The following is a 24358-nucleotide window of genomic DNA, read 5'->3' on the forward strand; positions in this document are numbered from 1 at the left end:
TTATGTTAGATATTTGTAAATTTCAACTTAAAGACACACGGGCTGATCATATTTTATTTGAGCTTCCAGAAAAACAAATTTTTGTAAGAGTTTATGTATTAGAAGAAAATATTTTTAGAATAATCTTTACTAAGTCTTTAAAACCAACCTTAGATAAGACATGGTCAATAACAAAAGATGACATACCTTTTGAAGGAGTCGATAGATTAGATACATCAAGTTTTAGCTGTCCAGAATTTGAAGCTTATGGAGATGATAACTTTGCCACAATACAGACTAACAAACTAAAATGTGAAATAAATTTAGATGGTTTTATTATTAGTTGGTACAAAAAAGATTCAGATAATTGGATTAAAGTTTCTCAAGACTTACAGACTCAAGCATATAATTTAGATTTCTGGTCAGATAGAGGTTCTTATCATGCTATAAAGAAAGATTCTAATGCTATGTTTTTTGGTCTTGGTGAAAAAACAGGTTCTCTTAATCGTGATAAAAAGCGTTATGAAATGAAATCTATAGATCCAATGGGTTATGATTCAGAAAGCTCCGATCCTTTATATAAACATATTCCTTTTTTCATATCTCACAATCCAATAAGTAGAACATCTTTTGGTATCTTTTATGATAACTTAAGTGATAGCTCTTTTAACTTTGGTAAAGAAATTGACAACTATCATGGTCCATATATCAGTTATGAAGCAAAAGCTGGAGATCTTGATTACTATTTTATACTTGGTGATAAAATTGCAGATGTTACAGAAACTTTTAGTTCCATTACAGGTAAAACTATTTTACCACCCTACTGGAGTTTATATTATTCAGGTTCTACGATGACCTACACTGACCTCCCAGATGCCCAATATCAAATGGATAACTTTATCAATGATTGTCAAAAGTATAATATCCAATGCGGCTCTTTTCAGCTAAGTTCAGGGTATACCTCTATTGGAGATAAAAGATATGTTTTTAATTGGAACCACTCAAAGTTTCCTCACATAGAAGATTTTACTCAAGAATATCTTAATAACGGTATTAAATTATGTGCAAATATTAAACCATGTTTACTCCAAGATCACCCAAAATTGGATGAAGTGGCTAGCTTTAACGGCTTTATAAATAACAAATATTATACCAAACCAGAGCTTGTACAATACTGGGATGAGTTAGGTTATTACCTAGACTTTACAAATCCAAAGACCATTCATTGGTGGCAAGATAACATTACAAGACAGCTCCTAGAAAAAGGTATAGAGTCAACTTGGAATGATAATAATGAATACGAAGTCTATAATGGCGATGCAATATGTTATGGCTTTGGTAAAGAAATAAAAATCAAACATATTAAACCAGTTCAATCACTTCTTATGACTAAATCTAGTTTTGAAGCCCAAAAAGCATATGCTCCTAATAAACGCCCTTACCTAATTACAAGATCTGGATGTGCTGGGTTACAAAGATATGCTCAAACCTGGACTGGTGACAACTATACTGAATGGAAAACTCTAAAATATAATTTAGAGATGTCTAAAGGCTTATCTTTATCAGGTATTTATAATTTTGGACATGATATCGGTGGATTTAGTGGACCTGCTCCAGAGCCTGAACTTTTAATTCGTTGGATTCAACATGGCATTTTTTACCCTAGGTTTACTATTCACTCATGGAATGATGATAAATCTGTAAATACTCCATGGATGTATCCCGAAGCTCTAGGAACTATACAAAAAGCTTTTGATTTACGTAATGAGTTAATTCCATATATTTATCAACTCTGCTATCAAGCCCATAAAAATGCTAAACCTATTATAAAACCGACCTTCTATGATTTTGAATCAGATGTTAAAACATTCCAAGAGAATCCAGATTTTATGATTGGTGACCTGCTTATAGCAAATATTTTAGAGAAACATCAAAGAGTTCGTGAAATATATTTACCTAAGGGATCTAACTGGTATGACTACTACACTGGAGAATTCTACCCAGGTGGTAAAACTATTAGTCTAAACGTCGACATAGAAAGTATTCCTATATTCGTCAAAGAAGGAAGTGTAATACTCATTAATAAATCAAAAGCTCAATTTAATAACTTTAAAGAAGATTTAATGTATAAAGTCTACCCATCTTTAAAAAATGAAACTACACGTCACCATATGTATCTAGATGATGGTGAGACTTTGGAATATTTAAATAATAAAAGTGGTGTTTTGCATATTAAAGTTGAGAATAAAAATGCTAAACTGGATATTAGCTATAAATATGATGGTCACGAGAACTTCAAAATTACTCAGCCTCAAATAATTAATATGAATAAGGATTTAGAATATAATGCTTAATCTTCAAAAATTACATAACTGTAGTTTACCAAAATATGAGCGTAATAATTTAAAACAAGGAATATTACACATCGGTATAGGAGCTTTTCACCGAGCTCATCAGGTATTTTATATTGATAAGCTACTTAATTCTGGCAATAAAGATGCTCTAAACTGGGGCTATATAAGTGGTACTATTAGGACTAACCAAAAACTAATAAATGATCTAAAAGCAAATGATTGCCTATATACACTATCTACTAATGATGAATCAGGAACTAAAAACACTCTAATAGGTGCTCTAAGAGATGTCTACTTTGCAGGTAATAGTCAGTCTCAAAGCTTAATTACTAAAATTTCAGATCCAAATATAAAGATAATCACCTATACAGTAACAGAAAAAGGTTATTACGTTGATTTATCAACTCAAGAATTAGATTTTGAAAATCCAGATATTATTTATGATTTAGATAACATTAAAGCTCCTAAAACTGCTATAGGAATTACAGTTGCTGGATTATATAAACGTTGGCAAGAAAATCCTGAAGCTATTACTCTACTAAGTTGTGATAACATGCCAAACAATGGCAAGATCCTACGAAAAGCTATTCTTGAGTTTTCAAACAAATTAGATAATGAGTTAAGCTCATGGATATCTAAAAATGTAAGCTTCCCTAGCTCTATGGTTGATAGAATTGTTCCTGCTGTTACGCAACAAACATTAGATAATATTGAAAGTATGATTGGCCAGAAAGATATCTCCGCGGTGGCAACTGAAGAGTTCTCTCAATGGGTTATCGAAGATGATTTTGCTAATGGACGCCCTGCTCTAGAAAAAGTTGGGGTTGAGTTTGTTGAAGATATTGATCCATTTGAGAAATTAAAACTAACTATGTTAAATGGTAGTCATAGTTTGATTGCTTATCTTGGTGCATATGCTGGCTTGAAAACAGTAGATGAAGTTATATCTCAGCCTGAGTTTTATACCTTTATTAGAAAATATATGTTAGAAGTCGCTGCTCCTTTAGTTGAGGGTCTACCTCAAGAAGTCTCAACTTCAGAATATGCTGATAAGCTTTTACATAGATTTGCTAACCCTCATCTAAAACATAAAACTGAGCAAATAGCTATGGATGGCTCCAAAAAGATCCCTCAAAGATGGTTAGGCTCTTTAGAGCATCTTTTAAAAAACAAACAAAATTACGATATTTTAGCTCTTGGTATAGCTGGATGGATATTATTTTGTAGTGGAAAAAATCAGTATGGTAAAGATCTACAAATTAGCGATCCATTACAAGATACTTACAAATCCATATATCAAAACAATAATCAATATAAAGATATAGTTAATAGCTTCTTATCACTAAAGAGTATATTTCCAGATAAGATTGCTACAGATAAAAACTTACATGAAAAAATAATATTTTTTATTGAGCAAATCAATAAAAATAGTGTCACTAAAACTCTAGCTAAATTAGGAGAATAAAATGATAGAATCATGGCGTTGGTTTGGGCCAAATGATCCTGTATGTATTGAAGATATTATGCAAACTGGAGTTACAGATATTGTAACTGCTCTTCACCATATTCCTAATGGTAAAGTATGGCCGATAGATGAAATTCAAAAAAGACAACATGAGGTTGAAAACTCTACCAAGTTAGGAAAAACAAACCTAACTTGGTCTGTTGTTGAGAGTATACCAGTTCATGAAGATATCAAAAAAGGTAAGTCCACACGTGATGAATACATAGATAATTACTGTCAAAGTATTCGTAACTTAGCAAAATGTGGTATTAAACTAATTATCTATAACTTTATGCCAGTACTGGACTGGACTCGTACAGATCTAGGTAAGCAAACATCTAAAGGCGCAAAAACATTATCATTTGATGAAGTTGCATTTGCAGCTTTTGATATCCATATTCTAAAAAGACAAAATGCTGAGAAAGATTATAAAGCTGATATCATCTCTCAAGCAAAAGAATATTTTGAGAATATGTCTAATGATGAAATAGAAAAACTTACTGCTAATATAATTGCAGGGCTACCTGGTGCTGAAGAAAGTTTTTCATTAGAGCAATTCCAAGCTGCCCTTGATGAATATAAAGATGTTAATCAAGAAAGATTACGTGAAAACCTAATCTACTTCCTTAAAAAAGTAATTCCTGTAGCTGAGGAAGTTGGAGCTAAGTTGGCTATACACCCTGATGACCCTCCTTTTGAGCTATTTGGCTTACCAAGAATTATTAGTACTATAAAGGACTATGATTGGCTATTTGAGAATATCCCATCTATGGCTAATGGCATAACATTCTGTGCTGGATCACTAGGTTCTAGATGGGATAATGACCTACCTCTTATGGCTAAAAAAATTGGCAGAAGAATATACTTTACTCATTTAAGAAATGTTGCGCTTAATCCTGATAATCGTAGTTTTTTTGAAGCTGAGCATTTATGTGGCAATACAGATATGTATGCTCTTATCAAAGAGATACTAAAGATTGAGAAAGATTCACAACCAATATATATGCGCCCTGATCATGGCCAACAAATGCTTTCAGATTTAGATAAAAAAACTAATCCTGGATATTCATGCATTGGGCGTATGAAAGGCCTTGCTGAAGTTCGTGGTGTTGCATATGCTGTTAAAAGAGAATTAGAAAATGAGTCAAAATAAACTTTTAGCTATTGGAGAATGTATGCTTGAACTTAGTGGTCAGATCCAACTAGGTTCTCAAGCTAAACTAAACTTTGGTGGAGATGTTTTAAATACAGCGTTGTATTTTGCAAGGCTTAGTGGAGATGTCTCTTTTCTTACAGCTCTTGGTAATGATAATTTTTCTACTCAAATGATATCCAACTGGGATACTGAAAATATTGATACCTCAAAAGTTTTAAAAATAAAAGACAAAGTCCCTGGTTTATACGCAATTCAAACAGATAATAAAGGAGAAAGAAGCTTCTATTACTGGCGCGAGCAAGCCCCTATTAAGGAAATCTTTAACTATCTATCAATAGAAGATCTAAAACAATATACTAAAGAATATAAGTATCTATATTTTTCTGGTATTTCACTTTCTAGGTGGGATGATAAGCAGTTAGAAATATTTGTAAATTGGTTAAAATCTTTTAAAGCCTCTGGTGAAAATAAAGAAATTATTTTTGATTTAAATTATCGTCCGAAATGCTGGCAATCAAAAGAGCAAACAAAAGCTTACTTAGATAAAGTTTTAAAATATGTAACTATAGTTCTTACAACTTTTGATGATGAAGAACTTCTTTTTGATGATACAGGATATCAGCAAACCCTTGATAGATACAATAATTTCAATATCCCTATTGTTATCATAAAGCATGGTATAAATCCTACTGTATTACAACATCAAGATTCAGTTAACTTAATTAAAGCTACTAAAATAGTTATACCTATAGATACAACAGCCGCTGGAGATAGCTTTAATGCAGCTTTCTTAGCAGCTTTTGCAAATAAACTAGGCTTAGAAGCAAGTATTAAATTTGCTCAAAATTTTGCTGCTGAAATTATTCAGCATCATGGTGCTATAATTGATAAAAAGCATACTGATAAATATATAAATAAGTTAAAGGAGCTAACAAATGCCAATAGCTAAATTACTTGAAGATAATCCTCTTATACCTGTAGTTTCTGTTGATACTCTTGAAGAGGCAAATAATGCAATAAAAAAAGTTAAAGGAAAAGGCCTTAATATAATTGAATTTACTTTAAGAACTCCAAACTCTTTTGATGTTATTCGACAAGTGATCAGATCTAATCACGACCTAATTATTGGTGTAGGAACTATAACAAATTTTGAGCAATTTAGAAAGGCAATGTATCTTGAAGCTGATTTCTATGTTTCTCCCGGTAGTAGCCATGATTTACTGAACTTTGCTCGTGAACACAACCTTAAATATTTACCAGGTGCTATAACACCTTTTGAAATCATGACAGCTATGGGCTATGGTTTTAATATAGTTAAATTTTTTCCAGCTGAAGCATTTGGTGGAGTAAAGGTTTTAAAAAACTACAAATCCGTATTTGCTGATGTAAAATTCTGTGCTACAGGTGGAGTTAACTCTGAAAACCAGCACGAATATTTAGACCTGGAAAATGTTATTGCGATAGGAAGTTCATCGTTAATATAAAAGGAGAAAATATATGTTAAGCGATAACGTGTTAATGCCTATTGATAAACAAACAAGAGATTTAGCCCTTGAGATTTATCAACATATCAAAAATCTACCGATAATTAGTCCTCATGGACATACAGATCCCGCATGGTTTGATGAAAATAAGCCTTTTGAAAATCCTGTTGAGCTGCTTATAAAGCCAGATCATTACATTTTTAGAATGTTCTACTCTCAAGGATTAAGATTAGAAGATTTTGGTATTTCACGAAAGGATGGCAAAGCTGTTGAGCTAGATCCTAAAAAAATATGGCAAAAAGTTGCAGAAAACTGGTATTTATTTAGAGGCACTCAAGTTGGTCTATGGTTTGATGCTCAGTTAAAAACAGTATTTAACTATAACAAACCTTTTACACCTGATACCGCCAATGAACTATATGAACATATTGATAACTGTTTAAAACAAAAAGAATTTCTTCCTCGTGAGATATGTAATAGGTTTAACATAAAAGCTATCGCAACTACTGATGACGTAGCTGATGATCTAACTCATCATAGAAATATTGCTAATTCTGATTTTAACTGTCAAATAATACCTACATTTCGTCCAGATAGTGTTACAAATCCTGAGCTACACCCAGTTCATAAAAACATTAAAAAATTATCCAAAAAACTTAATACAAAAATAGATTCATATGATGATTTTATTCAGGTTTTAGCGGAAAGACGTGAATTCTTTAAAGCTAATGGTGCTACAGCTTCAGATCATGGTGTTACAGTGCCAAATACTTATGATTTAGATAAAACTGAGCGTCGTAGTTTATTTAAAAAAATTATTTCTAATACAGCTACTTCTAAAGAAAAACAAGTCTTTAGTGGACAAATGCTTACAGAAATGGCAAAGATGGCTACTGATGATGGACTTGTAATGCAGATCCATGCTGGTGTTTTTAGAAATCATAACACAAGAATCCAAAGAAAATTCGGTAATGATAGAGGCTGTGATATTCCCCTTAAATGTGATTATGTAAATGGTTTATATCCCCTTTTAAGTAAAGTAGGCAATAATCGTAATTTTAAAACAGTTTTATTCACTATGGATGAATCAACTTACTCACGTGAGCTAGCTCCTCTAGCTGGACACTATCCTAGTGTCTTTTTAGGTCCTCCATGGTGGTTTAATGATTCTGCAGAAGGAATGAAAAGGTTTCGTCACGCTGTAACAGAAACAGCCGGTTTTTATAATTGCTCTGGATTTATAGATGACACTCGTGCCCTATTATCTATCCCGGTTAGACATGATATAGCTCGACGTGTAGATGCTGTGTATCTAGCTGAAATGGTACTTTTAGGTAGAATATCTAAACAAGATGCTTTAGATATAGCTTATGATTTGACTTACACTCAATCTATTAAAATATTTAATATGAATATTACGGAGAAATAATAACATGCAACCTCAACAAAAATCGGCTAAATTATATGTAATTATAATAGTAGCTGTCGCTGCAATCGGCGGCTTACTATTTGGTTTTGATACATCTATTATTGCTGGAGCAACACCTTTTGTTCAAAAAGAATTTTCAGCTGAACATTGGCAACTAGAGTTGGTTGTTAGCTTCTGTGTTTTAGGTGCTTTTTTTGGTGCACTTGTAAGTGGTTATTTTACTGATAAGTTTGGTCGTAAAAAAGCAATGATTGCTACAAGTCTACTTTTTGTAATTGGTACATTAATAGCTGCGTTAGCACCAAATATAGAGACTTTAATTTTTGGTAGATTTATCTTAGGTGCAGCTATAGGTATTGCTTCATTTGCAGCACCTTTATTTATAGCTGAAGTTGCACCTGCTTCTAAAAGAGGATCTCTAGTACTTTGGAATGGTGCTTTTCTTACAGGTGGACAGGTTATCGCTTTTTTAGTTGATTACTATTTTACAAGTAGTGGTAGCTGGCGTGCTATGGTTGCTACAGGGTTAATCCCAGCTGTTTTACTTTTTATTGGTATGTGTTTTATGCCATATTCGCCAAAGTGGTTATTTTCTAAAGGTAAGAAAAGTGAGGCTTATGAAACTTTATCTAAGATCCGAGAAACTGAGCATGATGTTTCTGAAGAATTAACTGCTATTAAAAATAATCTAGAAAACTCTAGTCGACTTAAGTTCTCCGCTATTTTTAATAAAACAGTTCGTCCCGTTCTTTATATAGGTTTAGCACTTGGTATATTCCAACAATTCTTTGGCATAAATACAGTAATGTATTATGGGCCTTATATAATGTCAAACATAGGCTTCCAAGGTGATGAAATGAAGATGCTTATGACACTATCTTTAGGTCTAGTAAATTTCATCGCAACGATTGTTACTATTATATATATTGATAGACTAGGTAGAAGAAAGTTCTTACTAATAGGATCTGCTATGGCAGCATTAAGCTTATTTAGTATGATTTATCTACTACATAACGTTTCAAATGGAGCTACTGCTATATTAGCTTTAGTATGTCTTTTGGTATATATTGTAGGTTATTGTATAAGTGTTGGATCTCTTTTCTGGCTAATTATCTCAGAGATTTTCCCGTTAAATGTAAGAGCTTCTGCTATGAGTTTTGTTGCATCTATTCAATGGTTAGCTAACTTTGTTGTTGCAGCAACTTTCTTAACTATATTGACAAGCTTAGGAATATCATTTACCTTTGGAATATACGCTTGTATTGCAGCGCTAGCATTTGTAGTAACATATTTCTTTGTCCCTGAAACTAAGGGCGCACATCTTGAAACTATTGAGAACAACCTTAATAAAGGTGTTCCAACAAGGTATTTAGGTAAAGATGATTATAAGTTTACAAATTAATTTTAAGGAGAAATAAAATGTCTCAAACAGCTGAAAATACTTTCGGAGAATTTCGTAACTATACAGATAGTAAGTTCCAAGACCGCGTAGAAAGAACTTATAGAGAAATGCATATTAATCAAAATCCTGATTATGTTACCCAAATGAAGAAAAAATACTTTAAACTTAAATTAGGTAATATGGATGTTTATGAGGTATTTAAACTTCTTGAAGATGTTCATGATGAGAGTGATCCTGATAATGATCTACCACAAATTGAACATGCATATCAAACAGCTGAAGCTTGCCAAAATAAGTTTTTGAAAAATGACTCTGAAATTAGAGATAACGCTTTAATTAGTTCATTGTTTAGAGATCATGAATGGCAAAGTCTTCCTAAAGTATGGCAGGATTTCTACACAGAAAAACAGAGCTTAAGCAATTTATATAGCCATATTAAGGACTGGTCATGGTTCCCACTAGTTGGCTTTATACACGATTTAGGTAAAATCATGACTCTACCAGATTATGGTCAATTACCACAATGGTCAACTGTTGGTGATACCTATCCAGTAGCTTGTCCTTTTGCTAGTGCTAATGTTTTTTCTCATAAAGAGTTTGTAGAAGAATCTAAGGACTATGATAAGTATAATTCACAATCAGAAACTCATTATGGGAAATATGAAAAAGGATGTGGCTTTGATGATGTTGATATGAGTTTTGGTCATGATGAATATATTTATAAAGTTTTTGAACAAGGTAGTGATATACCTTATGAAGGCTTATATCTTCTTCGCTATCACTCTTTCTATCCTTGGCATACACCACAAACAGGCGGATTAGCATATCAAGAGCTTGCTAGTGAAAAAGATTGGTTACTACTTCCTTTATTAAAAGCTTTCCAAAAAGCTGACCTATATTCAAAATTACCTGAACTACCACCCAAAGAGGTTTTAGAGAAAAAATATACCGCACTACTAGATAAATGGGTTCCTAAGAAAAAAATAAATTGGTAATTAATCCTTTATTATAAACTTTCACCTATAAAACTTACGCTCGAATATGTTTTCTAAAAACTTTATCAAAACTTAAAGCAAAACAAGCAACCTTAGTTAGATAATTACTTTATATCTAAATACTTGTAGTTATTGATTTTAATTGGACTAATAATGCACTGAGGTTAAATTAGTTTGTGCTTTTATTTGACTACGATCAAAGATTATTTTTGTACACAGAACTTGATAATATCTAAAAATAAAGATGTTACTATAATTAGTATTTTCTACTGAAGACAATATAAAAGTTAAAGACTATTCTTTATTAAGAATTAACTATTAACAATAATCATATGCCAAATCCTAAATTTAATAAAGCTTTTTATATTTGTTACAATGCTTCTAATAAGTCTGGTGATATACATCCTACCTCTCAGAGCTTTTATCATAAAACAACCGGTTTTAATAGTATTTTTGAAAAGAAAACTATAAATTTTGCAATTAATTTTCCTCGTAAACTTGTACCTAATCGAAAACCTATTCCAACTTGTCTAATCAATTTTGCATTTGATGGTCGTGATGGCAGATTTAAAAGAAAATCTCTAAATATAAGTAATGAAAAAACTAATACTCAAATTGCTAAAGAAATACTAAAAGACTATTTAAAAGATGTGGTGCCATATAGTGTTATATATATTAACGCTCATGGGGCCCCACCAAAAAATCTCCAACAGCAAATACTAAATTCTAATCATAAATTAGTGGCATGCTATTTAACCGTGGATTATTTAGCAGAATTAATGGCCGAATATATTCCAAAACATGCACAAAATAATCTTAAAATACATCTACTTATGTGTGATGGAGATCAGATTTGTAAAAATTTTATGGTAGCCCTTAATAGCAAAGGATTTTATAAAACTTCTGTTGTAGGTTATATTGGTACTCTTGTTACTATGGAATATACTAATAAAATGTTAGACTTCTCAACAGAAGAAAGACCACAAGAGGGCTTTATATTTAAACATGGAAAAAACTATCCAGAAAATAAATTTGTAAGCCATAATTATATTGGTGTCGTAAAAACAGAATTTTATAAAAATTTTAAACAAAAATACCTATTACCTTCACTAGAAGAGAAAGATAAGGAGAAAGAGAAAAAAAAACATTTGTTACGTCTAATAGATAAGCTTATTAAAGATATTGGAGCCTATATTGCATATAATGAACAAGCAAACCATGGTTTTTTTCATTTTCACCATAAGCATGGCCGTTCTGGTCGAGATAGGGCACGTTGTATTTCTGAAGCTCTCATTAACATTAAAGATGAAATAAATTCAACTATACCATTATCATCTAATTTTGAAATTCGACTTATAAATGAGCTAAGATCATTTGCCAATAAAACAGGATCTTATAAAAAATTTAGTGGAAGCATCAATATTCACCATAATTCATGTTTATCTTATATACTAAGAGCTTTGAATAGTTTTTATAATGATTTTGGACGCTCTATACAATCAAGTATATTAAAAGAATTTGTTAAATATTTATCTCAACGTAAACAAGAAGTAAGGCCAACTACAATTTTTAGGACAGGTGGAAATGATGATAAAGCAGAAAGAACTAGATTAAAAAATCGTTTAATTGATCTCAAAGATAATACTATTAATTCTTGGAACTTATAAGAAAGACGAAGTTATTTTTAAACTACTTTTTCTTTGTGCCTGTTATATAAGGAGCCTTTCCAAATAAGTGTGTAAATTCACTTACACAAACCTCTGAATTCTATCTTCAAATTCAATAGCGAAAAAAGGCATAGCCTCATTCCAATATCTCACAGGCATAGACCATTTTTTAGTCAAATAATCTATAGCCAAATATAAAGATTTCAAAACAGAGTCATCTTTAGGAAATATTTTTTTATTCTTAATAACTTTCCTAAATTGACTATTAAGCGATTCTATCGCATTAGTAGTATAAATTACTTTACGGATTTTGGGAGGGTATTGCAAGAATACAGTTAAATTATCCCAGTTATTTAACCATGACTACTTCCTGCTATAAATAACTCTATTAATTTGTCTTGCTTGTATGTACTTAATCTACTTTTCCTCATCAAAACCATCCTAACATAACTTAGTTATCTAGGACAGTTCCTTCTTTATTATAAACTTTCACCTATAAAACTTACGCTCGAATATATCTTTTAAAAACTTTATCTAAATTTAAAGCAAAACCAGCAATCATGCTTACAACAAATAATAGTATAGAAAAATTCTGATCTATTAACGATTCAAAGAAAAATGTAGTTACAGGAATAAAAGAAAATAATATACCGATTTCATTTTCTCCTAATATATTAATAGCATTTTGGGAAAAAAGCATAGGTAGAACTCTATTAATTACTCCAAGTAAAATAAGTTGTACTACTAAATAAATATACGATACTGTTATATATTCATATTGACCATAAGATATAGAAAAACCAAAACCTATAAATGATATTAATATTAAAGGATAAAACCTAATAGATAACATTCCTATAACATTTAGATCATTTTTCTGTGAAAAAGTTTTTGAAGATTTTGCATATAAATATAGAAAAAACCCATTCAAAATACAGGCGATTAAACCTATTAAAGAAACATCTACATTAAAAATATATGATATTAATATTGCTATTATACATATAATACTTTTAATTAAATATTTACTACAAATAGCTGAGCATGCGGCTAAAGATAAAAAAGTTACAGCTAAAGAAAATGATGCTCCAGAATATACTGTACCCACATATGAAAATAGCCATGCAAAAGATATAGAGCTTGAGCAAAGAAGCCAGAGCTTAATATCTTTAAAAATCATTTTATGTGAAGATATAATATTACCTAAATTACACATATTAAAAATAATATATGCGCATAATGTAGAGAACAATAACATAGCCCAAATATTGGCTAAACTCCCTAATATTTCAACATATACTGTAGAAAGAGCTATATTTAAAATATAGCCCCAAGCATATAAAAATCCAATATTCCTTTTCATTTGTGAGACTTCCTCTGCAATATAAAGTCTATTTCATATGTAACTCTATATCTAACTTTTGACTACCATTATAGTTAAATGATTTTCTCACAAGAAACTAAGGCTCCTAAAGCCCAGGATGGGCTTTCTGACTTATATGGTAATTCTGAAAAATCACTACCAATAACATCAATTATATTTGACTTCATTGGTCCTAATAAATAACGAATAACAATACCTGCGTCTCTCCAATCACTTCCTGTCACATTATAGCAATGCTTTATATATTGCTTATAATCTCCAACATCGAGTAACTCTAAACCTTCTTGAACTCTTGCTTTGATAATTTTTAGACCTTTATTATCAGGAAAATATGCCTTTTCTTTAGGAGTACCATAAGCAATACCATGATGTGAATGATCAGCTGTAGCAACTATTACTGAGTCTTTTGCTAGCTCTTTTAACTCCTCTATTCCTGGTAGAGTTTGTGGCTTATCTCCTGTTAGATGAATATATCTTTCTATCACTGTAGGCTCCTCAACACCTATAGATTCTGAAACAACCTTCAACATTCTTCGAAATGCATACAAAGCATGATCATCTTTCCATGTATCAATTTTTTCAGATAATCCTGGACCATAAATTCCTCGTAAAGGCTCTTTTGTGATATTTTCCAACGAGTTAGTTGCAATTCTAATTCTCGCCTCTTCCATTTCATCAGAGAATGGATGTAATACACTGATTGCTAGAACTTTTTTACTGCCAGACTTAAGTATGGCATTTATTACAGCTAAAAGCATATATCCACAATCGGCAACATGAACATGAGGAAAAACTAACGCCCCCCCTGTGTTTAAAATCGATGATAACTCAAAATTACTTGCTTTTTTTTGCATTTTTATAAAATCGTCTTTTGTTAAGCTATCAAATTCATTTTTATACAAACTATTAAAATCTTTAAGTAATTGAGCTCTATCTAACTCCATACGTACATTCCTAGTTTAAATATTAGTATGCAATAATTATAAAATCATGACAGCATAGAATTAACCAAAGTTTGTCGAATATAGTCTTCGATATATTTCATAAAATAAAACAATATTTATTACCTTACAAACTTTTAATCTATAAGTATTTCTAATAATGTTATCCTAGTTAATACCAAAGCATTTTAATATTGATTATGGAATTGAGAAAAAAAGATATCTTTAATTACGCTTTTATTGCCCTACCTGTAGCATTTGCTAGTATTCCTATATATATCTTTTTACCTGATTATTACCATACAAATTATGCTATAAATCTAACATTACTAAGTATTGTCTTATTTATACTTAGATGTTTAGATGCAGTATTAGATCCATTTATTGGTTGGTATTGTGATAGATTTCATAAACTAAGTAAGATCAGCCTAGTCATAGTTATACTTGCATTTATAATCGGTGTGTATATTATGTGTGTACCTGTATTTTCAAATAAAATATTAAACCTCACAATAGGTATATTCTTATCAACATTTGCTTTTAGCTATATAACAATATTTTCTATTACAAAAGGTGCATTATGGTTAAAGGATGATAATAGTAAATCAATAATAATTGGTGCTAGAGAAATCTCAAATATCATCGGTGTTTTAACAGCATCAGTACTACTATCAGTATTTTTGATCTATCTACCAAGTCAACGTGGCTATTTTCTCTACGCAATTATCTCAATTATTTTGATAATTATCTCTAGTATATTTTTCTTCAAATGGTTAGATAAAGCTAGCTCAACGGATAATAACACGCAAAAAATATATAGCTTTAATATAAAAAACTACATTAACCATTTTGATAAGCAAGGTGTCTTATTGTTTATTGTATATACAATAAGTGCTGTAGGCTCTACCCTGCCAGCTGTTACATTAGTTTTTTTTAGTAAATATGTTTTAGAGACTCCTGATTTTACTGGTGTATATCTTTTTACATATTTTTTAGGGGCTATTGTATTTATTCCTATTATAAAGAAACTAGCCTTAAGATTTGGGATCTTAAAAATCTGGGCTATAGTATTGATACTTTATGCTTTAGTTTTTTCTTTTGTATTTATTTTATCTGCGGGGCAATATATAGCTTTTACACTAATTTGCCTATTTGCAGGAGCAGGATTAGCCGCAGAACTAATACTACCAAGTATATTATTAGCTAAATGGATAGATAGCTACCCTGAACGTAGAGAGCTTGGAAATGGCTACTATGCAATTTTAGCTTTTATAGGTAAATTTAGTTTTGCAATAGCTACCATTATTACTTTTCCTATTATTAGTTACTCCACTCCTGAAAATCTTGATACTATTCTAAGACTAATTTATTGTATATTACCTTGTCTTGCTAAAGTTTTAGCAGCATTAATAATTTTACTTTTTTATAAAAATATATTTAATAATAATGAATTATAAATCACTTTGAATATAGAGCCTTGCTGCTGAAAACTCATAAACTGACTTAGTGTCTTTTAGCTCCTTGAATCCTAATATACAAACTACTCCTAAGAATTTACTTAAAGATTCTATATTTGCTGAAGTTGCTTTAAGGTTAAATAACTGTAATCTCTTTTGATAAAAAGTATTTAAAGGATTAAGTGTAAGGCTAGCAATGTTAGTATTAGAGATTGTCAGTGTTCCATCTGTTGCCTTAATTGTCTCTTTAGAGGTAGTTTTTAAACCAATGCTCTTACTATATTCATCCGACACTGTAAAATTTGAAGTCCCTGTATCAAGCAAACAATTCACTGGAGAACTTTTATTAAATACTACTGGTATAATCTGATGCTGTGAAAGTAGTTTTGTTAGATTAATTAATAAATAATTCTTAACTTGTAGTTTCTGACCAATTAAATAATGATCTTTAGGTGTTATCTGCCTAGTGCTTAAATATATACTATTATTAGAGAAGTTAAATATAGCATTGTATTTCTTTAAAAAATTGGTTCCTATAACAATAGTCGGATATTGCTTTTTTTTAGGTTGGTTAGTTATCTCAGCTTTGACATTTTTTAAAAAAATATCACCAATTTTTATTCGCTTTAAAATCACATTATGATTAATACTTGATTGCCCAGTCATATTTTTTGAATGATTTAAACTATTGTCTTCTTTAAGCTTAAGCTGTTTAACAGAACTATTAAAAATACTTATTCCATTAGAGCCTGTATCAAACAAAATATAAGCTTTGTTATTATTTACTTTTCCTATTAAATACAGAGCAGGAAAATTCTTATAATTATCAAGTAAGCTTAGTTTTTGATAATCATATTTTTGTATCAGATAATTTCCTAAATCTTCTGCCTGTAAAGTATTTATCAAAAAACAGACAATGATAATAATTAAAAACCTCATATTCTATATCCTTATGATCTTAATTATATTGTTTTATTTCCTATAATAATACAAAAACTTACTGTTTAACAATAACTAAATATTGAAAAACAATAATTTTTAAGTTATATTTTGTTAATAGAATAAATATTAATAAAATAAACAAATGTACTCACTTCAGCAAAAAAGTAGATTATATAAAAAATTCTTTAAGCTAGTATTCATAGTTATAATAATATTAGTTCCATTATTTTGGGCATGTGTTCAAACAAACCTTGATATTTTTGACTCTATTGGAGTATCTCAGTCATTTACAAGCTATATTTCTCACAAGCTTTCACTTACTACAAGAATCTTTGCATTATTTGTGAGTCTAATTCCTACTCTTGCAGTTCTAAATATTATTGAACTGCTTATAAGGCTATTTAGTCATTATGAAAATCTTGAAGTATTCTCATCTAAAGTAGTCATTATTTATAAGAAACTTGGTAATGCCTTAGTATATTGGTTTATTGCTAAATTAATCTATGGACCTTTAATAACATTGACTCTAAGCTATAATAATTCCCCTGGAGAAAGATTTATTGGTGTTTCTATAGATACTTTAGATATCCTAGCTTTAATTACTGGAGCTATAGTTATAGCAATTGCATCAGTAATGCAAAAAGCCAAAGAAATCTCTGAAGAAAATGAACTAACAATCTAAAAGGTATACTTTAAATATGGCTATAAAGATTAATTTAGCAGCTATTATGGCAGATAAGAAAGTTAGATCAAAAGAGCTAGCTCAAGCTATTGGAATTACAGAGCAAAACTTTTCTATACTTAAAAATCAAAAAGCTAAAGCAGTTAGGTTTTCTACATTAGAAGCTATCTGTAAATATTTAGACTGCCAACCGGGAGATATCCTTGTATATCAGGATGATAAAGAACTAAATCAATAAGTTCTGCTGTTTGTTAGGATCTAAATTTTCTGGGATTTTTAACTTAAAGTGATTATATGCAATTAAAGTAGCTATTCTACCTCTTGCTGTACGCATTATATAGCCTTGCTGAATTAAATATGGCTCGATAACATCTTCAATTGTACCCTTTTCTTCACTTAATGCAGCAGCCATAGTGTCTAATCCCACTGGACCACCAGCAAATTTCTCAATAAGTGTTAACAAGTATCTATGATCCATATGATCAAAACCTACGGGATCTACTTTTAACATTGATAAAGCTTTATCTGCGGTTTCAAAATTTATTTCACCAGAACCTTTTACTTGAGCATAATCTCTAACTCTGCGTAATAACCTATTTGCTATTCTTGGAGTTCCTCTTGAACGTTTAGCTATTTCTTGTGCCCCATCCTCAGTTATATCTAACTCAAGTAGTTTAGCTGAACGATAAACAATTTTTGCTAAATCTTCAACAGAGTAAAATTCTAAACGCTGAATAATACCAAATCTATCTCTAAGGGGTGATGTTAATAATCCTGCTCTTGTAGTAGCTCCTACTAATGTAAATGGTGGTAAATCAATCTTTATTGATCTTGCAGCGGGACCCTCTCCAATCATTATATCAAGCTGATAATCTTCCATCGCTGGATATAATATCTCTTCAACAACTGGACTCAAACGATGAATTTCATCAATAAACAAAACATCATTTTCTTCAAGATTTGTCAAAAGTGCTGCTAAATCGCCTGCTTTTTCTAATACTGGACCACTTGTTTGCTTAAGTTCTACACCCATTTCATTAGCAATAATATTTGATAAAGTTGTCTTACCTAAACCTGGAGGGCCAAATATAAGAGTATGATCAAGAGCATCATTACGAGACTTTGCTGCCTCGATAAATATCTCCATCTGCTCACGAACTGTCGGTTGACCTTCATACTCAGATAATGTCTTAGGTCTAATAGCTCTATCTATAACATTTTCATCATTACTTTGAACAGTATTTGCTGAAATTATTCTATCTGTTTCAATCATATCTTAACTTATAAATTATAGGTACTTACACTAAAAGTATAACACTGTTATATATTTTATCGTAAAACTATTGAGCTGTATAACCACCATCAATAGGAATCAAGCCACCTGTCATAAATTTACTTTTATCACTAAGTAAAAAATACACCAAATTCGCGACCTCTTCTGGCTGAGCAATTCTTTGTAAAGGAAATTCTTCTTCTTCACTTTTATGTGCTTGCTCAAATGATATTCCCGAGTTTTGAGCATATTTTTGTATAAGATTCCTATAAAAATCTGTATCAACAGTTCCGGGGCATACTGCATTTACACGAATATTATATTTAGCTAAATCAATAGCTAATGACTTTGTCATCTGAGCAATAGCTCCTTTACTTGTTGTATAAGCAAAACTATTTGCTTTAGCAACAAAGCATTGATCAGAACCATTAAACACGATAGAAGTACCATGACGTATAGAATCTTTTAAACCTTTGATTAGATAAATATTAGACCAAACATTCACATCAAATACTTTTTTGATATCTTTTATATCAATATCAAAAATAGACCCTTTGATTAATACTCCAGCATTTAGAAAAATACCATCAAATTGTATATCTTCAACTCTAGATACAATTTCTAGAATATCTTGTTCTTTTGTTAAATCTGCTTTAATAAAGCTAACATTATTCTCATTACTAGATCCAGTAAGATCTACATTAAAAATATTATTGCTTTCATCTTGCTTTAATATATCAATGAGAGCCTTTCCAATTCCATTTGACCCTCCAGTAACTAAGTAATTTGCCATAGTATATCAATTTAAATATTATCTTGTGTAAATAATAGCTAATAACCTTTGAAAAAGGCAAATATTTTGTCTAAAATCTAAGTAATTATTCCATTATTTATACTAGGAGAAACTAGTGGATCTAAAAGAATTCAAAAAAATAGAACTTTCTCACTTTAAAGATACTAAATCTGTTGAATACCTTAAAGATGAAGTAAATCGCTTGTTATTTTTAGATAGTCCAGCACTGGCAGTTTTTAGAGATTTTGAAGCACATAAAGCTTTAGTTGTTAGAGGAGATACTCATATAAAAGATGTGAAAGCTAAATTAATTGATAATCATCTGGATTATGCCCTTGTAACTAGTTCTAGTGATAAAGTTACAGGTACTATTTCTTTACATTATATTGAAGGTCAAGGCTTACAAGAAAGGGCTAGAGATGCTGGCGTTAAACCCGCAGAATTAACTGCTGATGATGCAAAGTTTGATATATCTATGGTTAATGTTGCGCCATATGCAATTATCAAAGAAGCAAAGATTGGTCATATATTAAATACACTGATAAATTCCACTCATCCTCACTTTGTTGTTTCTGACAAAAACAAAGATGGTGAAAAATATATTCGAGGTTATTTTTCTTTACCATATATTCGTAAAAAATTAGGCTTACTAGATGTTTTCCATTCTTACACAAAAGAAGAAATTGCTAGAATAACTCGTTTCCCTTCATAATCTTTTAATTAATATAATCTCTAATAACATTATAAAATTCTTTTGCTACAACTGTATATCCTTTTGCATTAGGATGAACTGTATCAACCATTAGCTTTTTATTACCAAACAATCCATTAAGAACATCTGGAACAAGTAAACAACCATTATTTTTAGCAAATGTAATATAATCATCTGCATAATCATTAGAATAGTAAGGAATATCTAGACCTCCAATAACAACAAGTGCGCCATTTGCTTGTAAAATATCGACTATTTGTTTGAGGTTATCGAAAGCTTCTCCAGCAGGAACTCTTTTTTTAAGGTCGTTGCCACCTAGAGTTATAAGCACAATTTTAGGGTCTTTAGCTACTACACTATTAATTCTCTCTAAAGCCTGCTGAGTTGTCTCACCAGATACTCCCATATTAATAATAGGCTGATTAATCATTTTAGAAAGCTGTGATGGATAGTTATCTTTTTTGTTAACTCTATAGCCTGCCGTTAAACTATCCCCAAAAGCAACTATAGTTTTACCTTTAGGCTGAATATTGATAATATGCCAATTATTATAACTAGTTGAGAAAAAAATATAATAAATTAGATAAATTATAATACAAGCGATTATAGCTATAATTATTTTTTTCATTTACTTGAGCGCACTAAAATAGCTTTAATTATAAGTATAAGATATATGTATGATTTTTGAATTAATTATTTAAGAATATTATCAATTTCCGTAGATATCTTTTTAAAAGAAAGATTGCTTTGATCTAGTAATAAATCTTTTGTTCCATGATTTAAGAATTGATCTTGAAGGCCAAAATTTCTTATAGTTAAATCTTTATTTAAACTATTAGCCACCAAATATTCATTAACTGCAGAGCCTGCTCCGCCTGCAATAGAGCTTTCTTCTAAAGTTAAGATTATTTTATGTGACTTACAAACGTCATCTATAGCTTTTTCATCTAGAGGTTTTACAAAGCGCATATCGATAATTGTAGCATTATATTTATCTGCAATTTGCTTAGCTACTGGTAGCAAAGTTCCAAAATTCAATATAGCTATTTTAGAGCCATCTCTAATCAATTTTGATTTACCAAGCTCTAAGTCCAATTTATCAGTAATTTCAGCACCTATACCTGCTCCACGCGGATAACGTACCATCGCTGGCCCATTATACTTATAACCTAAATCAAGCATATGATAAGCTTCATTTTCATCACTAGGCGTCATTATCACATGATTTGGAATACAACGCATAAATGATAAATCAAAACTACCATCATGTGTCGCACCATCAGCACCAACTAAACCAGCTCTATCGACAGCATACAAAACATCAAGATTCTGCAAGGCAACATCATGAATAACCTGATCATAGGCTCTTTGTAAAAATGTTGAGTAAATAGCTACAACGGGTTTTAGTCCTTGACAGGCTAAACCTCCAGCAAATGTCACAGCATGCTGCTCTGCTATAGCGACATCAAAATATCTATTTGGATATTCTTGAGAGAATCTTATTAAATCAGAACCTTCTCTCATTGCGGGAGTAACACCTACTAAACGCTCATCTTTAGCTGCTTTTTGACAAATCCAATTACCAAAAATATTTGAATATGTAGGTTTTGAAGCTTTAGAACTACTCTCTCCAGTATGAAAGCTTGGTGCTACATGATGAAACTTAATAGGATCTGATTCAGCTTTAGTATAGCCTTTACCTTTTTTAGTTATAATATGTAATAACTTAGGTCCTTTATGGTCTTTTAAAATTCTTAAAGTTTTTACTAGCTCATTAACATCATGACCATCTATAGGTCCAACATAATAAAAACCTAAATCTTCAAAAAAGTTTGCCGGAACAAACATCCCTTTTGTTTGAGTCTCAATTTTTTTAACAAATTCAAACATCGGAGGAATATTTTTTAAAACTTCTTTACCCTTTTCTCGGATGCTATTATAAAAACCACCTGAAATAATCTTACTAAAATGAGCAGAAAGTCCACCTACATTATCCGAAATAGACATTTCATTATCATTTAGCACTACTAAAACATCTTCTTTTATGCCACCAGCATGATTTAGAGCTTCAAATGCCATACCACCTGTAATAGCTCCATCACCAATAACCGCTACAGTACTAGATGGTTTACCTTTTAGCCTATCACCTATTGCCATACCAATAGCAGCACTAATAGAAGTACTAGAATGCCCTACACCAAAAGTGTCATATTCACTCTCACTACGTTTTGGAAAACCAGATATTCCGCCATCTTTTTTGACGGTTACTAACTGATCTTTTCTTCCTGTAAGAATCTTATGAATATATGTTTGATGCCCTACATCCCAAACGATATTATCATGCGGAGTATTATAGACATAATGCAAAGCCACAGTTAGCTCAGTAGCTCCGAGACTACTAGCAAAATGCCCTCCACTAACATCAAGAGTATCGACCAAAAAACTTCTTAGCTCTGATGATAGCTCCTTAAGCTGACTTTCAGGAACATGCTTTAGATCTTTTGGAGTGTTTATCTTATCTAAAATTTTATATTTTGGCATAGTATAAAAATGTTCACCTAATTTAAAAGTATAAAATATATACTAATTAAACTTATACTTTATATTATGGGAGTTTATTTACTCCCATTCAATAGTTCCAGGTGGTTTACCTGTCACATCATAAACAACACGAGAAACTTTTTTCACCTCATTGACTATTCTATTAGAAACCAAAGATAGGAAATCATAAGGTAAATTTGCCCACGTTGCAGTCATAAAATCAATACTCACAACAGCTCTTAAAGCTATTACGTATTCATATCTACGCTGGTCACCAACAACACCTACAGATTTAACTGGCAAAAAGACACCAAAAGCCTGAGAAATATCATGGTATAAGTTATGCTTATATAACTCTTCTGTAAATATAGCATCGGCTTTTTGTAAAGTTTCTACATATTCTTTTTTGATCTCACCTAATATACGCACACCTAATCCAGGACCTGGGAAAGGATGTCTATAAAGCATATTATATGGTAAACCTAATCCTAAGCCTAATCTACGCACCTCATCTTTAAAGAGCTCTCTTAGAGGCTCCAAAAGTTTTAGCTTCATCTCTTTAGGTAAGCCACCTACATTATGATGAGATTTTATAACATGAGCTTTTGATTTATTGTTACCCGCAGACTCAATTACATCACTATATATAGTGCCTTGAGCAAGCCATTTAGCATTTTCGATTTTTGCAGCTTCTTCATCAAATATATCTACAAAAAGCTTTCCTATGATTTTACGTTTTTGCTCAGGATCACAAGCTCCTTCTAGAGCTCTTAAGAATCTGTCTTTTGCATTTACACGAATAACATTAATATCCATATGCTCTGCAAAAACTTCCATCACTTGATCACCTTCATTTAAACGAAGTAAACCAGTATCAACGAATATACAAGTTAGCTGATCACCTATAGCTTCATGTAAAATTGCAGCTACAACAGATGAGTCAACGCCTCCTGATAAACCTAATATAACCTTATCAGAGCCAACTTTCTTTTTAATTTCAACAATATCATTTTCGATAATATTATCGATATTCCATAAAATGTCGCAACCACAGATGTTTACAACAAAATTCTCTACAATTTGTTTTCCATTTTCTGTATGAGTTGTCTCAGGATGAAATTGTACACCAAAGAAAGGCTTAGTTTTATGAGCAACCGCAGCTACAGGAGCATTTACTGAAGATGCAATCACTTCAAAATACTCACCAGTCTCTGTAACTTTATCACTATGGCTCATCCAAACTAGCTGCTCACTATCTAAATTAGAGAAGATATTATCATCAGAGCTTAAAATATTAATTATTGCTTTACCAAACTCACTTTGATCTGAGCCTTTGACCTCGCCACCATGTTGCATAACCATAGTTTGCATACCATAGCAAATACCAAGAATTGGAACGCCTAGATCAAAAACTACCTCGGGAGCTTTCACATGAGAGTCATAAACAGACTCAGGTCCACCTGAAAGAACTATGCCTTTTGCGCCATATTCTTTAATAAACTCATCATCTATATCATGAGGGAAAATTTCACAAAAAACACCGACTTCTCTGACTCTACGAGCAATAAGCTGCGTATACTGTGAGCCAAAGTCTAAGATCAAAATTTTATGATTATGTATATCTGCCATTATTTTTTCTAAAAATAAAGAAATGATTAATGTG

21 protein-coding genes and 2 pseudogenes are annotated in these 24358 nt (G+C 31.1%); 13 read left to right on the plus strand and 10 right to left on the minus strand.

All coding sequences use genetic code 11. The features are described 5' to 3' along the window. Nucleotides 1-2 precede the first annotated feature (2 nt). The 9 genes from F3D62_RS10450 to F3D62_RS10490 all read left to right on the plus strand — a co-directional run bounded on the left by F3D62_RS10450 (nucleotide 3) and on the right by F3D62_RS10490 (nucleotide 11970). Entirely contained in the window at nucleotides 3-2333 is a 2331-nt protein-coding gene (locus F3D62_RS10450; RefSeq protein WP_150468191.1) for a TIM-barrel domain-containing protein, read from the plus strand. Next, complete coding sequence (locus F3D62_RS10455) at nucleotides 2326-3798, plus strand: mannitol dehydrogenase family protein (RefSeq protein ID WP_150468192.1); 1473 nt, start codon at nucleotides 2326-2328, stop codon at nucleotides 3796-3798. Before F3D62_RS10450 ends, F3D62_RS10455 begins: the two co-directional genes overlap by 8 nt. A 1-nt stretch (nucleotide 3799) precedes the next feature. After that, nucleotides 3800-4990: a mannonate dehydratase gene (gene uxuA, locus F3D62_RS10460; RefSeq protein ID WP_150468193.1), complete on the plus strand. Its 1191-nt coding sequence runs from the start codon at nucleotides 3800-3802 to the stop codon at nucleotides 4988-4990. After that, a complete protein-coding gene (locus tag F3D62_RS10465; protein WP_150468194.1) occupies nucleotides 4977-5942 on the plus strand; it encodes a sugar kinase in 966 nt (321 codons plus the stop codon). The genes uxuA and F3D62_RS10465 overlap by 14 nt, the downstream gene beginning before the upstream one ends. Further along, the gene (gene eda / locus F3D62_RS10470; protein ID WP_150468195.1) at nucleotides 5929-6477 is read left to right on the plus strand and encodes a bifunctional 4-hydroxy-2-oxoglutarate aldolase/2-dehydro-3-deoxy-phosphogluconate aldolase; all 549 of its coding nucleotides are present in this window, start codon (nucleotides 5929-5931) and stop codon (nucleotides 6475-6477) included. The genes F3D62_RS10465 and eda overlap by 14 nt, the downstream gene beginning before the upstream one ends. 13 nt (nucleotides 6478-6490) lie before the next feature. Beyond that, entirely contained in the window at nucleotides 6491-7906 is a 1416-nt protein-coding gene (gene uxaC / locus F3D62_RS10475; protein WP_150468196.1) for a glucuronate isomerase, read from the plus strand. Nucleotides 7907-7910: 4 nt separating this feature from the next. Continuing rightward, on the plus strand, nucleotides 7911-9308 hold the full coding sequence (locus tag F3D62_RS10480; RefSeq protein WP_150468197.1) for a sugar porter family MFS transporter: 1398 nt from the start codon (nucleotides 7911-7913) through the stop codon (nucleotides 9306-9308). Between the two features lie 17 nt (nucleotides 9309-9325). Further along, nucleotides 9326-10303, plus strand: a complete 978-nt coding sequence (locus F3D62_RS10485) for an inositol oxygenase family protein (protein WP_150468198.1) — start codon at nucleotides 9326-9328, stop codon at nucleotides 10301-10303. A gap of 332 nt (nucleotides 10304-10635) precedes the next feature. Beyond that, on the plus strand, nucleotides 10636-11970 hold the full coding sequence (locus F3D62_RS10490) for a hypothetical protein (RefSeq protein ID WP_150468199.1): 1335 nt from the start codon (nucleotides 10636-10638) through the stop codon (nucleotides 11968-11970). Nucleotides 11971-12051: 81 nt separating this feature from the next. On the opposite strand, the pseudogene F3D62_RS10495 reads toward F3D62_RS10490, so the two are convergent. The 4 genes and pseudogenes from F3D62_RS10495 to F3D62_RS10510 all read right to left on the minus strand — a co-directional run. After that, nucleotides 12052-12333 (minus strand): annotated as a pseudogene (locus tag F3D62_RS10495) (transposase); the annotation flags it as partial. Then, nucleotides 12333-12410 (minus strand): annotated as a pseudogene (locus tag F3D62_RS10500) (IS1595 family transposase); the annotation flags it as partial. The pseudogenes F3D62_RS10500 and F3D62_RS10495, both read right to left, overlap by 1 nt. 62 nt (nucleotides 12411-12472) lie before the next feature. Continuing rightward, nucleotides 12473-13333: a hypothetical protein gene (locus tag F3D62_RS10505; protein ID WP_150468201.1), complete on the minus strand. Its 861-nt coding sequence runs from the start codon at nucleotides 13331-13333 to the stop codon at nucleotides 12473-12475. Nucleotides 13334-13407: 74 nt separating this feature from the next. Beyond that, entirely contained in the window at nucleotides 13408-14298 is an 891-nt protein-coding gene (locus tag F3D62_RS10510) for a hypothetical protein (protein ID WP_150468202.1), read from the minus strand. Between the two features lie 197 nt (nucleotides 14299-14495). Between F3D62_RS10510 and F3D62_RS10515 the strand changes: the two genes are divergently transcribed. After that, nucleotides 14496-15752 carry an MFS transporter gene (locus F3D62_RS10515; RefSeq protein WP_150468203.1) on the plus strand — a complete coding sequence of 419 codons (1257 nt, stop codon included), beginning with the start codon at nucleotides 14496-14498 and terminating at the stop codon, nucleotides 15750-15752. On the opposite strand, the gene F3D62_RS10520 is transcribed toward F3D62_RS10515, so the two are convergent. After that, nucleotides 15747-16691 carry a retroviral-like aspartic protease family protein gene (locus F3D62_RS10520; RefSeq protein WP_150468204.1) on the minus strand — a complete coding sequence of 315 codons (945 nt, stop codon included), beginning with the start codon at nucleotides 16689-16691 and terminating at the stop codon, nucleotides 15747-15749. The genes F3D62_RS10515 and F3D62_RS10520 overlap by 6 nt on opposite strands. A 145-nt stretch (nucleotides 16692-16836) precedes the next feature. Here F3D62_RS10520 and F3D62_RS10525 point away from each other — a divergent pair, with 145 nt between their 5' ends. Together F3D62_RS10525 and F3D62_RS10530 are read left to right on the plus strand one after the other, a co-directional pair. Further along, nucleotides 16837-17376, plus strand: a complete 540-nt coding sequence (locus tag F3D62_RS10525; protein ID WP_150468205.1) for a DUF2975 domain-containing protein — start codon at nucleotides 16837-16839, stop codon at nucleotides 17374-17376. Nucleotides 17377-17392: 16 nt separating this feature from the next. Beyond that, the gene (locus F3D62_RS10530; protein ID WP_150468206.1) at nucleotides 17393-17614 is read left to right on the plus strand and encodes a helix-turn-helix domain-containing protein; all 222 of its coding nucleotides are present in this window, start codon (nucleotides 17393-17395) and stop codon (nucleotides 17612-17614) included. Here the strand turns inward: F3D62_RS10530 and ruvB are convergent. Both ruvB and F3D62_RS10540 read right to left on the minus strand, forming a co-directional pair. Continuing rightward, nucleotides 17603-18649 (minus strand): Holliday junction branch migration DNA helicase RuvB, encoded by a 1047-nt coding sequence (ruvB, locus tag F3D62_RS10535; protein ID WP_150468207.1) that lies wholly within the window; start codon nucleotides 18647-18649, stop codon nucleotides 17603-17605. The genes F3D62_RS10530 and ruvB overlap by 12 nt on opposite strands. A gap of 67 nt (nucleotides 18650-18716) precedes the next feature. Further along, nucleotides 18717-19442, minus strand: a complete 726-nt coding sequence (locus F3D62_RS10540; protein ID WP_150468208.1) for an SDR family NAD(P)-dependent oxidoreductase — start codon at nucleotides 19440-19442, stop codon at nucleotides 18717-18719. A gap of 115 nt (nucleotides 19443-19557) precedes the next feature. On the opposite strand from F3D62_RS10540, the gene F3D62_RS10545 reads away from it, so the two are divergent. Beyond that, nucleotides 19558-20154 (plus strand): hypothetical protein, encoded by a 597-nt coding sequence (locus F3D62_RS10545; RefSeq protein WP_150468209.1) that lies wholly within the window; start codon nucleotides 19558-19560, stop codon nucleotides 20152-20154. A gap of 4 nt (nucleotides 20155-20158) precedes the next feature. Here F3D62_RS10545 and F3D62_RS10550 read toward each other — a convergent pair whose 3' ends face one another. The 3 genes from F3D62_RS10550 to guaA form a co-directional block, all read right to left on the minus strand. Next, on the minus strand, nucleotides 20159-20782 hold the full coding sequence (locus F3D62_RS10550) for an arylesterase (protein ID WP_150468210.1): 624 nt from the start codon (nucleotides 20780-20782) through the stop codon (nucleotides 20159-20161). A 65-nt stretch (nucleotides 20783-20847) separates the two neighbouring features. Next, the gene (gene dxs / locus F3D62_RS10555; RefSeq protein WP_150468211.1) at nucleotides 20848-22695 is read right to left on the minus strand and encodes a 1-deoxy-D-xylulose-5-phosphate synthase; all 1848 of its coding nucleotides are present in this window, start codon (nucleotides 22693-22695) and stop codon (nucleotides 20848-20850) included. A 78-nt stretch (nucleotides 22696-22773) separates the two neighbouring features. Beyond that, nucleotides 22774-24324 carry a glutamine-hydrolyzing GMP synthase gene (gene guaA, locus F3D62_RS10560; protein ID WP_150468212.1) on the minus strand — a complete coding sequence of 517 codons (1551 nt, stop codon included), beginning with the start codon at nucleotides 24322-24324 and terminating at the stop codon, nucleotides 22774-22776. Nucleotides 24325-24358 lie beyond the last annotated feature (34 nt).

Source organism: Francisella sp. SYW-9 (genome assembly GCF_008711465.1).
Classification (GTDB): domain Bacteria; phylum Pseudomonadota; class Gammaproteobacteria; order Francisellales; family Francisellaceae; genus Francisella.